The sequence below is a fragment of the Saccharopolyspora antiqui genome (assembly GCF_052246905.1).
In the GTDB taxonomy this organism is placed as follows: domain Bacteria; phylum Actinomycetota; class Actinomycetes; order Mycobacteriales; family Pseudonocardiaceae; genus Saccharopolyspora.
Genome location: NZ_JBQQBO010000031.1, coordinates 27,239 through 40,725 on the forward strand (window position 1 = coordinate 27,239; position 13,487 = coordinate 40,725).

Below are 13,487 nucleotides of genomic sequence, written 5' to 3' on the forward strand. Positions count from 1 at the left end.
CCGGCTCGCGCGGATCGAGAAGAAGAAGAGCGGGCCGTCCGCGCCTGTGCGGACGGCCCGCTCCGGTCGAAATACCGTTGCGAACGCCTGAGTTGTCAGCCAGCGAGCTGCTTGAGCCGCTCGATGCCCTCCTGGTACTGGTTCAGGTCGGTGTTGCCGCTGATACCGGCGACCTGGCCCTGGTCGGTGTACTGCCAGAAGTCCCAGTCGTTGAAGCCGCTGGGCACCGTCGGGTTGTCCACGCCGTAGGACGCCAGCCACAGCGCGTGGTTGCCGAACGTGTCGGTGCCGCCCATGCACTGCCGCCAGAACGACGGGTTGGCGTAGATGATGGGGTCCTTGCCGGTGCGCTCCTTGACCTTGTCGTTGAAGGTCTTGGTCCACAGGTGCATGTCGTCGACGGACAGGCCGTAGCAGCCGCCGCTGTTCGGGTCGACTTCCAGGTCCAGCACCGGCGGCAGGGTCTTGCCGTCGGACTGGTAGTCGGCGATGTTCAGGAACCGGTCGGCCTGCACTTCAGCCGAGGACGAACCCGGCCGCGCGAAGTGGTAGGCACCCGCGATCAGCCCGGCGTCCTTGGCACCGTGGTACTGCTCGCTGTAGCGGGGGTTGGTGAAGCCGGTGCCGTCGGTGGCCAGCACGAAGGTGAACTTCTTGCCGTCGGCGGCGACCTGGCTCCAGTCGATGCTGCCGTTGTGGTTGGACACGTCGATGCCTTCGGCTGGCGGACCCAGCGGCGCCTGGGGCGCGGGCTGCGCCGCCGGAGCCGGGGCCTGGGCAGCCGGTTGCTGATCAGCCGCGGGCTGCTGGGCCGCAGGCTGCTGGGCCTGCACCGCAGCGGCCTGCTCGGCGGCCGGTTGGGCGGGGAGCTGGATCGGAGCGGCCAACGCCGCCTCGCCGACCTGGGCCTGGCCCGGACCGGAAGCGACGCTGCCGATCACCAGGCCCACCACGCCGACGGCGGCGATGGCGGCGCCTGCCTGCATCGACCGCGTGCGCGGCGCCTGCCGCACGGACTGGGGAAGTTTTTGCTGAACGGCCGCGACGTGCGGCGCCACCCTCTCCCGGAGGCGCTGCACCGCGGGTGCGTCCTGGATGCGCTGCAGCAGTGGCGCCAGCCACCGCAGGAGGCGCTGGATCAGTGGTGCGAGCCACTCGCCGACGCGGTGCGCCGCCGGGCGCACGCGATCCACTGCCGTGCGCAGGGCCGCATCGGCTCGCAGCGCGGCGGAGCGCCACCCTCGGTCAGTCGCCTCGTTGGGGGTCGAGACGTGATCGGTGTGTTCGGGGGATCTTGTTTTGTCGGAGGATTCGGGGTTCACGCGTCCCCACACTCCAGCACGGAGCGTGTACCTGCATCGCGGTTTGTACCTAGGCGACTACCTAGGTTTAACCCTTTTGAGCTACAGCACTCGCCCAATCCACTACTGATAGTGACTAAGACGAGGTCAGTGCCGGGACCCCGGGGCACCCGTCACAACCTCGACATCGGCAGTAGCGCATCGTGGCCGGGCTGGTTCGGGTCGGTGCGTGACCGATCGCTTCCGGACCGTGCACACCGCCGAGGCGAAACGTCGAGCAATATCAACTTGATCAATGCGGCCCAGCGGTTTCCGCTCCGGTGGTAAGAACAAATCTTGAGGAAAGCCGGGCACCACACCTGCACCCGCGGAGCTGACATCGATGGGAACGACCGCCGCGCGCCGGGCCGGGTGGCGCGCGCTGGTCCTGTGGCCAGTGCTGGTGTGCGCCGCGTTCTCGCTCGCGGGCTGCGCGGATTCGGCCCGCCGGGACGCGACCACGGTGTACTGCCTCGCCACCGCCCAGCAGCGGGCGCTGGTCGACGCGGCGGTGGCGCTCGGCCTCGCGCAGCGCGGCCCGGCTGCGGCAGCACCGCAGCCGACCGAACCTGACACCGCACCGCCGCAGGCGACCGAACCCGATCCCAAGCTGCTGCGGGTGACCGAACCCGATCGCCGCCAACGCGATCTCACCGTGCCGCAGTGGCGAACCGAGCGGCCGCGCGACTTCGACCGCGCCTGCAAGGCGATCTCCACGATCGCCATACCGCCCAACCCCAACGGATTGCAGGCGGTGTGGAACGTGCTGCTGCCGGTGCTCGCCGGTGCGGTGCTCACGCTGCTGACCACCACCTGGCGCGACGAGACCAGCCGAGGCCGCCTGCTGGCCGACGACCTCCGGTCCGCGGCGGCCGCATTCACCAAAGCCGTCGAGGAATACCTCAGCGGCTGGACCGATCCGAGCGCCCCCGGCCGCCCGGCCGACAAGGACGTGCGGGACCGCCGCGCGGAACTGGACGCTCGGCTGCGCACCGTCTGCGTGCTGCATTCGCGGTGGCGGGCCCCGCGCCGACTGCGGCGACAACTGACCGGCAACCGATTCGGCGACGAAATCGTCCAAGGCTGGACGACGAATCGAGACGAGCAGACCCAGCGCGCCGCGACCCTGCGCACCGAACTGTCCCAATTGGACACCGCGATCAACCAGGTCGCGCACGCGCTGGAACGACCCTGGCGCCCACACCGCAACATGCTCCCGGCCGAGCCGAGGAAGACGGACCGATGAACCCCTACCTGGTGCCGGGCACGACTGGTCGACCGCAGGCCCCGCTGTGCCCGTACGAGACCAACGAGCACGAGAAGTACTACGTGCCGGTGGACAACACGCAGGCCGCCTTCGAGAGGTTCCAGGAGGAGATCGGCGACACCGCGAGCCTGCTGCACGAAGGTCGTCTGGTGGTCGCCACCGGCCAGCAGGGCTGCGGAAAGACCTCGCTGATCAACCGCTGCGCGGCCTGGCTCGCCGAGCACCTGGGGTACGGCGAGATCATCTCGCTGGTCGACGAGTCCTCGGCCAGCGATCCGATCGAGCACCGGCTGACGCTGGTGTACGAATGCCTGCTCGCCGACCTCGCGCGACTGCGGGTGCTCAGCTCCGACCAGCTCCAGGAACTCGCCGAGCTCCGCGACAGGCTCGATCTCGGCTACCGCACGCTGAGCAACCGCCTCGACGCGCTCGACAGCGGGCTGGCGCTGATCGTCGTGCTGCCCTCGTCGGAGGATCTGGTGCGCGAGATCGAGCACTACGCGAGGTTCGCCCGCCGCAAGATCCTCTTCTTCGCGGAGAGCTCCTATGTCGACTACGTCGACCGGCACTGGGCGCAGATTCGCCGCGCCTGCCGGGCGGAACCGGTGCTGCTGCGGGTCGGTCCGCTCGACGACGGCGACGGTTGGCTGTTCGCCCGCGCCCGCCAGGAACTTCACCCGGATGCCGGTGTGTACCCCAAGGTGACCGAGGAGACCATGCTGCGCGTGACCACCAGTGGCTATCCGAGGTCGATCGGTCAGCTGCAAACCCTGCTCCACGGGGTGTACGAGGATTTACGGCGCCGGTCGCCGGAGGAACTTGCGTTACGCTCGCCAGAACTGAGCTACGAAGAGATCACCGACTACTTCTTCCGGCTGATGCGGACGCCAGGCGAGGACACGACGCGATGAGCGGCAGCCACTCGGACAATGCCCGGTCCGCCGAAGTGAACCCGTTCTCGCCGACCGCGGTGGCCCGAGTCGCCGAGTTCGCCCCGGACACCGTCACCATTCCCACTCCGGCGATCCGCGAGGCGGTCCGGCTGCTCGACGGATACCTGGATTCCCCGCAGCACGGCAACGTGATCGCCATCGTCGGGGACTACGGGACCGGCAAGACGCACCTCGCCGTCGAGCTGCTGCAGCACGCCAACCGGCGGGTGCCCGAGGTGACCAAGACGATCTACCTCGACGCACCGGCCGGTACTTTCGTGGCCCTGTACCGGAGATTCATCGAGCAGCTGGAACTGCGCGACGTCCGCGAGCGGGTTCAGGAGTACTACGCGGACATCGTCGCCGACGCGCTCAGCGAGTCGGCGTTCGGCATGGACCTCGCGCAGCCGTTGCGGGCGGGCGAGATCGATCCCGTGGAAGTGGTTTCGCGCCTCGGCCTGATGGAGAGCAGCTTCCTGCAGCAGGTGCAGCGCAAGCTGGAGGACGTTACCCACAACGAGGCGTTCGGCACCGCCCTCACCTTGTTGCTGCGGCACGGTTTTGACGACGTCGTGTGGGAGTGGCTGACCGGCCACGAGCCCGACCAGATCCTGGCGGATCGCGGGATCGCCTCGGCGGTCGACACCGACGCGGCGGCGCTGGAGGCGATGGGCGTCTTCGCGCTGCTCTACGGCCACCGCAACCGCCGGTTCATCGTGGTGATCGACGAACTGGACAAAGTGCTCTCCGCGGCCAACCGGCCGACCGAGGATGCCATCGAGGGCTTCAAGAAACTGCTGGAGGTCTTCGCCGGGGCACGGGCGATGCTGGTGCTCGCCGGGTTGCCGGACTACCTCGAAGTGCTCAGCGGCAACGCCCGGCAGCGGATCGGCCGGGTGATCACCGCTTCCGCGTTGAGCGCGGAGAACACCATCGACTTCATCCGGGAGAGCCGCCGCCGGGCGCACGGCGAAGACCTCCTGGAACCGTTCACAGTGGACACCGTCAACTACCTGGTCAAGCTCACCGACGGCATCGCCCGCAAGATCGTGCGGTTGTGCTACCAGCTCTACCGGAAGGCCACCGAGCAGCAGCGGCCGGTGACCGTGGCGATGGTCCACGAGGTCGCGCTGAACAACCAGTTCGACCACGCGAGCATCGACGACGTCCGCAACGCGATTCGGCGGGTGCTCAACGCGCAGGGCTCCACCTACCGCCGGGATCAGCTGGTGGGACTGGACGAGAACTCGCGGGCGGACTACTGGATCCCGGTCGGCCGGAGCGGTTCCGGCTGCGCCCTGCTGCTCACCGAATCCGTGCTGACCTCCGAGGACAGCCAGCGGTTGGCCCGGCGGGCGACCGCGATCCGCAATGCCGCCGGGCAAACGGAAGCGCTGCTGGTCGTGGTCGGTTACCTGCCCACCGAGTTCGCCGCCGAACTCGGCGCCGCCTTCGGTGCCGAGCCGCTGGTGTACGACCACTGGACGTTCAACGAAACGTTGGCCAGCGCGCTCGCCGCCCGCATCCGCGGCCTGGAGTCCGTGGCGGCCGATGATCCGCTGGAGGCCGTGCAGGAGCGGTTGGGCCGGATGAGCCGCCAGCAGGCCAACACCCAGCGGTTCATCGAGCAGCTCGCGATCCGGCTGGAGGACACCCGGAATTCCTCGGACCGCCAACTCGCCGTGTTGCAGCGCGAACTGGCCGGTATCTCCGACACCCTCTACGCGGCCGCGCCGCGCGACGACGACGGGGCGCGGGTGGCGAAGCCGCTGCGGCTGCCCGCCGAGGTGGCGCGGCTGTTCGACGATGCGGTGAGCGCGCTGGACTCGCTGAGCCAGGTCGTCGTGGTGCTGCGGGCCGCTTTCGTCAGCACAGATGAGGATCCGGCGCGCGGGGTCGACGTCCGCGACGAGATCCGCGACTGGCTGCGGTCGCAGAAGGTGTTCCCGGCGGTCGGCGTCGCGGTCCTGCTGAGCAGGCTGGTCGTGGCGTTCCGGGACGGCATCGCCGACTGGTACCGATCGGCCGCCCCGCCAACAACGCAGGGGCAGCTGTACATCGTCGACCGAGAACGCCTCTCCACCCTGTGCCGCACCTACGACGTCCTCTACGAATACCTACCGCTGATCGGCCTGGAAGTCCTAGGCGACCTAGCCACCAGTTCCACCGGCACCGACGACCTCTACGACCAAACGGTCCGATCCTCGGCACGCCTGGCCAACATCCGCGAAACCCTCGACGGCCTAGGCTCCCGAATACACAACGCAATGCTCGAATCCTTCGCCCCAACCAACTGAACGCCAGCCTTCGGTGTTCCTGGCATGACGACCCCTCACCCGAACGGGAACCCGGCTCGCCTGTCAGTCGGGTTGGCGGGTTTGGGATAGCTGGGCGGTCAGGTCGGCTACCTTCTGTTCGGTGCGGGATGCGCGGGATTGATCCAGCGTGACGCCGACCAGGAACTCCCCGGCGCGCACTCGGCGGTAGTAGATCGCGCCCTGCTCCAGCTCAAGCGTCAGGCGTGTCGTCCGGATGCCGAGCACCTCGCCCACGATCCGGCTCAGCTGCCCCACGATCGTCGGCAGCCGCGCCCCGAGCTCGCGGTAGCGGCGGCGGCGGGTCTCCGCATCGATCCGGGTGAAGAACTTCGCCGCCCGGCGATGATCGAACTGATCCGCGATCGCGGCGGGCTGGCCGCCCCGCCACAGGGCCGCGTAGTGCAGGTCGGCGAAGCTGACCGCCGCCCGGCACAACTCGAAAGCCACTGTGTCGTCGAGGTTCTCGCCGCGCGGCCCGTCTTCGCCGCGCGTCTCGGGAGCCTCCTCGGCGTCCTCGCCCATCGGCTTCGCCACGACCCAGCCGCCCGGGTTGGTGCTCTCGCCGAGCCCCTGCCGCAGTTCGCCGACCAGACTCGCCGCCGCGACATCCGCGGAGTCCACTGTGGATGGCTCCAGCGCGAAACCCACCAGGTATTCGCTCGACCGGACCGAACAGCAGTAGATCGCGCCGCTGGTGGTCTGCAACACCGTCCGGACCAGCCGACCGCTGCGGACCCCTCGCAGGGTGCGGTCGAGCTCGTTGACCTCGCTGCTGAAGTGCCGACCTATCAGCTCGTGCGGGGCATCCTCGCGCAACGCGATGTCGTGCACCGCGAAGTCGAAGACGCCGTTGCTGTAGTGCGCCAGGTAGCGCAGCCCCTGCCCGCTGACCACGACCGCGCGGCACAGGTCGACCTGTTCGTCGATCCAGTGGTCGGTGTGCGGTGCGCGCCGCTCGATCGGGCCGACGGCCCGCAGGTCACCCGCTTCGGGACCGGTCACGCCGGGATCCCCCCTCATCAGGTCGTCGGAACATCGAGAACCACTTCCTGCCACTGGTCGGAGTTGCTCGCCAGGTTCGCGGCGGCGACCAGGGTGTACGGATGATCGCGGACCAGGAATTCCCGGCCGTTCTCATATGCTTCGCGTTGCAGCGCCAACGCGCTGTCGACCTCGCCGACGTGCGCCAGGGCGCGGGCCTGGTTGATCGCCGCGGCCAGCGTCCACGGATGCGCCTCGCCGAGCCTGCCGCGCAACCCCTCCCAGCTTTCCCGGCTGGAGCTCAACGCCTGCTCGACGTCGCCCGCGCCGAGGCTGAACACGGCGTGGTCGACCTGGCACATCAGCGTGAACGGGTGGAAGGCGCCGAGGATGCGCTGGTACTCCCGCAGGCAACCGTGCCCCAGCTCGGCGGCGGTCGCCGAGTCGCCGGTGCCGTGGTGATCGGCGGCGAAGCCCAGCTTGCAGGCGCGGGTGTTCGGGTGGTCCTCGCCGTAGAGCTCCCGGTAGCGCTGCAAGGTTTCCGCGTCCCGGTCCCGCGCGGCCAACGCGTCGCCGGAGCGCCGCAGGGCGATCGCGCGATTGCGCTGGATGCGCAGCTCGTCCGGGTGGTTGGGCGGCCGGATCGCCAGGATGTGGTCCAGGGCTTCCCTGAGCACCGCCAGCGATTCGGCGTACCGGCCCAGTTCCCGCAGGTAGATCCCGACCGCACCGGCCGACCACCACACGTCGGGGTGGTCCGGGCCGAACAGGGCCAGGCGGCGGTCCCGGTTCTCCTCCTGCAACGCCAGCGCGGCCGGGACGTTGCCGACGAGGAACAGCGAGTGCGCCAGGTTGTTGGCGGCCCGGAGGGTGTCCGGGTGGTCGTCGCCGAGTTCGGCGCGGAATCCCCGCAGGGTCGTCTGGTCTTCGGCGACCGCCTCGTCGAAGCGGGCCAGGCTGCGCAGCCCGTCCGCCAGGCCCCGAGCCGTCTTCAGGGTGCGGGGGTGGGTCGCGCCGAGCAGATGGCGCTGTTCGGCCAGCAGGTCCTGGTCGTGTTCCAGCGCTTCGGTCTGCCGCCCCAACGATCGGTGCAGGTTCGCCAGCAGGAACCGCAGGCGCATCCGCAGCCCGGCGGCGGCCGGATCGCCGGTCTTGTCGGCCATCCACCGGACCAGCACTTCGTTGCCGAGCCGGATCGCGAACCGCCAGGCGTCCGGCCCGCCCTCGATCTGCAGGTAGCGCACCTGCTCCACGACCCACCGCCGCACCTCGGCCGAGGTGCTGTGCAGCGCGCCCGAGACGACCAGGTGCTTCTGCAGTTCGGCGAACTCGCGCATCCGCTCCGGTGGCTCGCCTTCGGCGTCGGTCGGCGCGACGGCCGCCAGCCCGTGCAGCACGTCCGCCTGCCTGGCCTGGCGTTGTTCCGGCGTCATCAGGTGGCCGATCAGTTCCTTGACGACGCGGTGGATGCGCAGCGTCGGCGGCTGCCGCCAGTCGAGGTCGAACAGCCCGAAGCGGGCGCCCCGCCACAGCACCCGATCCAGTTCGAGGGTGTCCCAGCCCACCTTGTCGTCCACATCGGACAGTGCGGCCAGCAGGCGACCGGACCGCAGCAGCCGCAGCGCCACCCCGTCCGGCGACAGGAACACGCACAGCTCGGCGGCGCGGACGGCGACCTGGCCGAGGCGGTCCTCCCGCAGCGTTTTGAGCACCACGTTCACCGTCTCGGCCAGGCCGGGCGCGGCGGGCACGGTGTCGTCGACGGCTTCCCGGCCGAAGCGGGCCTCGAATTCGGCCGCGGCCCAGGTCGCGGATTCGGCGCGGGTGTTGCCGTGCTGGGTCAGCAGCGTGACCGCCTCCCGCAGCCACGCCGCGGTCAGCCGCAACGTCAGCGGCATCCGACCGACCAGCTCCGCGATGCGCGCGGCATCCGCAACATCCAGATCAGGTGCGGCGTTCTGCAGCAACGCGATGCTGTCCTCGGTCCGGAGCGTGCCGACCTCGCCGCTGTCGTGCCCCGCCCGCGTCGTGATGATCACGTGGCCGGGGCCGCCCTCGGGCAGCAGCCCGTCCAGCACCGAGGGATCGTCCGCACCGTCGTACACCAGCAGCCACCGGGTCACCGGCCGGGCCGCCGAAAGCACCTGCAGCGCATCGGCCGCGCTGTCCACCACGGCGGGCGAACGCATCCGCCCGGCCAGCTGGATCAGGCTGTTGCGCACCGATTCGCCGCTGTGCGCCGGAATCCACCACACCCAGTCGTAGTCGAAGGCGAAGCGGTGCGCGTACTCCTTGGCCAGTTCGCTCTTGCCGACCCCGGCCTCGCCGCGCAGCATCCACGGCCGCTCCGCGTCGGCGGAGCAGAAGTGGTCGCGCATCGCTTCGAGTTCGTGGTCGCGGCCGACGAAATCCGGGCTGCGCGGGGCGAGATCGGATCGGCCGGTGCTGGCACCCGGCGCGCCGGGGAAGCGGACCGTGGCCGGTTGCCCTGGTCCTGGTCGGTCGACCAGCGAGAAGCGCGTCAACAACCGGGCCCGCAGGTCGGCTTCGTCCGAGCGGTTGCCGCGGATGCGGGGCAACGCGCCCAGGGCGCCGAGCACCGCGTCGTCGGACACCGGCAGCACCACCACGTCCCAACCGACGGCTTGCCGGATCCGGAACACCTGCCGCCCCAACGGCGAACCGCTCAACCGGGCCGAGGCGAGCACCAGCGCACTGGCCTGCTCGGGGAGGTCCTGCGGCGCCGCGTCGACGGGCAGCCGCTCGACCTGCGCTCCGGCGCGTTCGAGCTGGTCGCGGGCCCAATCCGCCCACGGCCGATCCGCTGGGGCGTAGGCCAGGAAGATCCGTTCCGGGGTTTGGGCCGGGCCGAGCCCGACCACCCGGCGGTAGCTCTCCCTGATCCGGTCCGGGATCTCCGGCGGCGGGTCGAGCTGGCGCTGCGTGATCGCCGTCGCCAGCCGCTGGTACGCGGCCAGCGGGCCGCGCTGCAGATCGGGGTCGTCGGTGAGCGCCGCCAACGTCTCCTCGTAGGCGTGGTGCGGCTGCCACGGGATCTCCACCAGGTCAGCCGACAGGTCGCGGCCGTCGTCGGCCGGATCGCCGAGCAGGGTGGCGAAAGCCTGTTTGATCGAGTTCTTCGCGCGCTGCGCCCGGACCTCGTCGCCGTCGTCGAACTGCAGCGGCACCCCGATGATGCGCACCCCGACCGGTGCCCGGTCCCAGACGCCCTGGGCGATCGCCACCGCCTGCTCGACGGAGCTGCGCCGTGGCGTGAAGCAGACCGCGACGACGTCGCAGAGCCGAGCCAGCCTGGTCAGGCTCTCCATGTCCATGTCGGTCGGACCGTCGATGAGCACGTAGTCGTAGTGGGCGGCGCGGATCGCCTCGCGCAGCATCGCGACCTCGCTGGTGCCGTCCTGCTGCGGCCCGAATCCGGGCACCGGCGTGCTCGGGTCGGTGGATGCGGCGACGTCGATCCGCCCCGCTGCTTCGGGCAGCTCGTAGCGCCGCGCGTCCAGCAGCGAGAACGTGTTGGTGCGCATGGACCGGCGTACCGAAAGCGCCCGGACCAGCCGGACGTCGAGCAGTTCGTCCGGCCGCATCGTCTCGGCGAGGAACGGCCGGAGGTAGTCGTGCACGCGAGGTGCTTCGGTGCCCCAGTCAGCCACCCCGACCCGCAGGCCCGCACCGGCCAGCACCCACGCCAGGTTGGCGACCACGCCGGTGCGGCCGATGCCCACCGTCGGGGAGGTGAACGCCACGATCGTCGCGGGGCGACGCCCGTTGGATTCCCCGCTCATCGCACTCCGCCCTGCCTGCTCACGAACCTGCCGCCTCAGATGTTGTTCTGGAACGACGCGTACTGGTCGAGACCGTCCTCGTTCTCCTGGAATATCCGCCGCAACGAATTGACCAGGGCGGAGCTGGGCAGTTCGGCGAGCCGGTCGAAGTCGACACCGGTCAGATCGACCAGATCCGACCGCAGCTCAGCCTCGCCATTGCTCATGCGTCAAGCACCGCCGTTCGTCGTCGACCATGACGTTGCCCCCGATCGGCCCAAGGCGACCCTCCGATCCGCCAATAAAATAGCAAGAATGCGGCGGCCGACGGACCAGGTTGGGTGGTCTCGCGGTTTTCGCCAGTTCATCCTCAAGATCCACGGGCGCTGCGACCTGGCCTGCGATCACTGCTACGTCTACACCATGGCTGACCAGCGGTGGCGACACCGGCCGCGGGCGATGTCAAGCAACACGATGGACCAAGTGGCAGCACGCATCGCCGAACACGTGCGGGCGCACCGGCTCGGTTCGGTCGACGTGGTCCTGCACGGCGGCGAGCCGCTGTTGGCCGGACCGCAACGCCTGGCCCACTGCGTGCGGGCGCTGCGCGCCGCGGTCGGATCGGACGCCGAGGTGCGGATGCGGATGCAGACCAACGGGCTGCGGCTGGACGCGGATCTCCTGCGGCTGCTCGACGAGCTGCGGATCCGGGTCGGCGTCAGCCTGGACGGCGACCAGGTGGGCCACGACCGGCACCGCAGGCGACCCGACGGAACCGGCAGCTATCCGCTGGTCGCCAGGGCATTGCGCGCCTTGGGCGGGCATCGGGAGCTCTTCGGCGGTCTGCTGTGCACGATCGACTTGCGCAACGATCCGGTCCGGACCTACGAGAGCCTGTTGGAGTTCGCGCCACCGGCCGTCGATTTCCTGCTGCCCAACGGGAACTGGTCGAGTCCGCCGCCGGGACGCGAACCGGGGTCGGCCGCGACGCCGTACGCGGACTGGCTGATCGCGGTGTTCGACCGGTGGTACCGCGCCGCCGAGCAGGAGACGCACGTCCGGTTGTTCGCGGAGATCCTGAACGTGCTGCTCGGCGGCAAGTCCACAGTGGAGGGGATCGGGTTGAGTCCGACCGCGATGGTCGTGGTGGAGACCGACGGGGCGATCGAGGGTTCTGACATGCTCACCGGCACCTACCAGGCCGCGGCGGCGACCGGGCTGCACGTCGCCCGCGATTCCTTCGACGCGGCATTGCGCCACCCCGCGTTCCAGGCCCCCTCGACCGCGCTGGAGTGCCGGGAGTGCCAACTGCACCGGGTTTGCGGCGGCGGCCTCCACGCGCACCGCTACCGGGCCGGGAGCTCAGGGGGCGGATTCGCCAATCCCTCGGTGTACTGCGCCGACCTGTACCGGTTGATCTCGCACATCCGGGACAGCGTGGCGCGAGATCTGGTTCCACTGCAAAGGAAAACCTCGTGGTGATCACTGCGCACCGGGTTTCGCCCGATGTTTTCGCCGCACTGGCGGCAGGAGGCGGCGGAGCCGAGGCGATCCGGCAGCTCGGTGCGGCGCGACGAAGCAAGAACCTGTTGCTGCTGCGGGCGGTTCTCGATCTGGTCGCCGAGCGTGGTCACCCGTCGGCGGGTCTCACCCGAGCCGCGTACGCCGCGCTCGGTCGGATGCACGAGCAGGCGCCGCAGGCGGTTGCCGCGGTGCTCGGCTATCCCCGCTTCGGGGCGTGGGCGCTGCGCACCGCGGTGCTGCTCGACCAGGACGGCGACGCCGATCCGGCCGGACTCGCGGCTTTCGCCGCCGCAGCCGCCGTGCGCGGCGGCATCGGCACCGCCGTCGAGCTTCCGCCGGATGATCGGGTGCGGCTGCCTTCGATCGGGGTGGCGCGCTTTCCCGATCCGACCGGCGAACCGATCCGGCTGGTCGACGGCGTCCTCTCCGATGGGCGCACCAGCATCCCGGTCGGCGACCGGCATCCGCACTGGACGCCGATCCCCCGGATCAGCGCGGCGCACGACGGGCTGCGGCTGGACATGGCGGTGGACGGCCTGGGCGCGCATCGCGTACCCGACTCGATCACGATCGCCGACCGGCTGGCGGACCCGGACGTCGCCGAGGTTTGGCGGCAGCGCATCGCCGCGGGCTGGGGGATCCTGGTGCGCCACCACCGCGAAGTCGCCACCGAGGTGGCTGCGGCGATCACCGTGCTGGCGCCGCTGGCCGGTTCGGCGCCCGGGCAGCTCAGCGCCACCTTCAACGACTCCTTCGGCTGCGTGGCGATGTCGCTGCCCTCGGATGCCCGGTCCGCCGCGCTGACCTTCGCCCACGAGGTTCAGCACGCGAAGCTCTCGGCGCTGATGGATCTCTTCCCGCTCATCGAACCGGGGGTGCCCGACTACTTCTACTCGCCCTGGCGCAAGGACCCGCGCCCGGCTTCCGGTCTGCTGCAAGGGATCTACGCCTATCTCGGTGTCGCCGGTTTCTGGCGGCGCCAATACCGGGCCGAAACCGACGAACACCACCGCTGGCAGGCCGAAGTCGAATTCGCCCGCTGGCGAACAGCTGCCCGCAACGCAGCCCACGACCTAACCAACAGCACCCGCCTAACCCCAACAGCCCGAACCTTCCTAACCAAAACCCTCCAGATCCTCGAAACCTGGCACACCGACCAAATCTCCCCAGCAGCCCAAGCAGAAGCCAACCACCGAGCAGCCAACCATCGCCACCAATGGCTAACCCGAACAACCCAAGCCACCTAACCCCGCACCACAGGGCGAGATTCCGGAGCGAAGGGCACCTTTCACCAACTATGCGGGTAAAAGGTGCCCTTCACCCACCACCCAATCGGCACCCCC

Annotated in this window: 9 protein-coding genes; 5 read left to right on the forward strand and 4 right to left on the reverse strand. The window is 69.9% G+C overall.

Annotated features, from left to right (window positions below; all coding sequences use genetic code 11):
- Positions 1 to 95 precede the first annotated feature (95 nt).
- Positions 96 to 1,322: a lysozyme gene (locus ACTWQN_RS33290; protein ID WP_443207613.1), complete on the reverse strand. Its 1,227-nt coding sequence runs from the start codon at positions 1,320 to 1,322 to the stop codon at positions 96 to 98.
- A gap of 361 nt (positions 1,323 to 1,683) precedes the next feature.
- Here ACTWQN_RS33290 and ACTWQN_RS33295 point away from each other — a divergent pair, with 361 nt between their 5' ends.
- Genes ACTWQN_RS33295 through ACTWQN_RS33305 form a run of 3 tightly spaced genes read left to right on the forward strand, consistent with a single transcriptional unit; the run spans position 1,684 to position 5,836 of the window.
- Positions 1,684 to 2,586 carry a hypothetical protein gene (locus tag ACTWQN_RS33295; RefSeq protein WP_443207614.1) on the forward strand — a complete coding sequence of 301 codons (903 nt, stop codon included), beginning with the start codon at positions 1,684 to 1,686 and terminating at the stop codon, positions 2,584 to 2,586.
- Positions 2,583 to 3,518, forward strand: a complete 936-nt coding sequence (locus tag ACTWQN_RS33300; protein WP_443207615.1) for a hypothetical protein — start codon at positions 2,583 to 2,585, stop codon at positions 3,516 to 3,518. The genes ACTWQN_RS33295 and ACTWQN_RS33300 overlap by 4 nt, the downstream gene beginning before the upstream one ends.
- Positions 3,515 to 5,836: an AAA family ATPase gene (locus tag ACTWQN_RS33305; RefSeq protein WP_443207616.1), complete on the forward strand. Its 2,322-nt coding sequence runs from the start codon at positions 3,515 to 3,517 to the stop codon at positions 5,834 to 5,836. The genes ACTWQN_RS33300 and ACTWQN_RS33305 overlap by 4 nt, the downstream gene beginning before the upstream one ends.
- 63 nt (positions 5,837 to 5,899) lie before the next feature.
- Here the strand turns inward: ACTWQN_RS33305 and ACTWQN_RS33310 are convergent, their stop codons facing one another.
- Genes ACTWQN_RS33310 through fxsA form a run of 3 tightly spaced genes read right to left on the reverse strand, consistent with a single transcriptional unit; the run spans position 5,900 to position 10,847 of the window.
- A complete protein-coding gene (locus ACTWQN_RS33310; protein WP_443207617.1) occupies positions 5,900 to 6,859 on the reverse strand; it encodes a hypothetical protein in 960 nt (319 codons plus the stop codon).
- 17 nt (positions 6,860 to 6,876) lie between these two features.
- The gene (gene fxsT / locus ACTWQN_RS33315; protein WP_443207618.1) at positions 6,877 to 10,641 is read right to left on the reverse strand and encodes an FxSxx-COOH system tetratricopeptide repeat protein; all 3,765 of its coding nucleotides are present in this window, start codon (positions 10,639 to 10,641) and stop codon (positions 6,877 to 6,879) included.
- A 35-nt stretch (positions 10,642 to 10,676) separates the two neighbouring features.
- A complete protein-coding gene (gene fxsA / locus ACTWQN_RS33320) occupies positions 10,677 to 10,847 on the reverse strand; it encodes an FxSxx-COOH cyclophane-containing RiPP peptide (RefSeq protein WP_443207619.1) in 171 nt (56 codons plus the stop codon).
- Positions 10,848 to 10,935: 88 nt separating this feature from the next.
- Here fxsA and ACTWQN_RS33325 point away from each other — a divergent pair, with 88 nt between their 5' ends.
- Together ACTWQN_RS33325 and ACTWQN_RS33330 are read left to right on the forward strand one after the other, a co-directional pair.
- Positions 10,936 to 12,102, forward strand: coding sequence for an FxsB family cyclophane-forming radical SAM/SPASM peptide maturase (locus ACTWQN_RS33325; RefSeq protein ID WP_443207620.1), 1,167 nt, complete (start codon positions 10,936 to 10,938; stop codon positions 12,100 to 12,102).
- Positions 12,096 to 13,391 (forward strand): aKG-HExxH-type peptide beta-hydroxylase, encoded by a 1,296-nt coding sequence (locus ACTWQN_RS33330; protein ID WP_443207621.1) that lies wholly within the window; start codon positions 12,096 to 12,098, stop codon positions 13,389 to 13,391. Before ACTWQN_RS33325 ends, ACTWQN_RS33330 begins: the two co-directional genes overlap by 7 nt.
- Positions 13,392 to 13,487 lie beyond the last annotated feature (96 nt).

Coding starts and splice junctions, on each gene's coding strand:
- ACTWQN_RS33295 (WP_443207614.1), top strand. CDS start 1,684: ATGGGAACGACCGCCGCGCGCCGGGCCGGGTGGCGCGCGCTGGTCCTG.
- ACTWQN_RS33300 (WP_443207615.1), top strand. CDS start 2,583: ATGAACCCCTACCTGGTGCCGGGCACGACTGGTCGACCGCAGGCCCCG.
- ACTWQN_RS33305 (WP_443207616.1), top strand. CDS start 3,515: ATGAGCGGCAGCCACTCGGACAATGCCCGGTCCGCCGAAGTGAACCCG.
- fxsT (WP_443207618.1), bottom strand. CDS start 10,641: ATGAGCGGGGAATCCAACGGGCGTCGCCCCGCGACGATCGTGGCGTTC.
- fxsA (WP_443207619.1), bottom strand. CDS start 10,847: ATGAGCAATGGCGAGGCTGAGCTGCGGTCGGATCTGGTCGATCTGACC.
- ACTWQN_RS33325 (WP_443207620.1), top strand. CDS start 10,936: ATGCGGCGGCCGACGGACCAGGTTGGGTGGTCTCGCGGTTTTCGCCAG.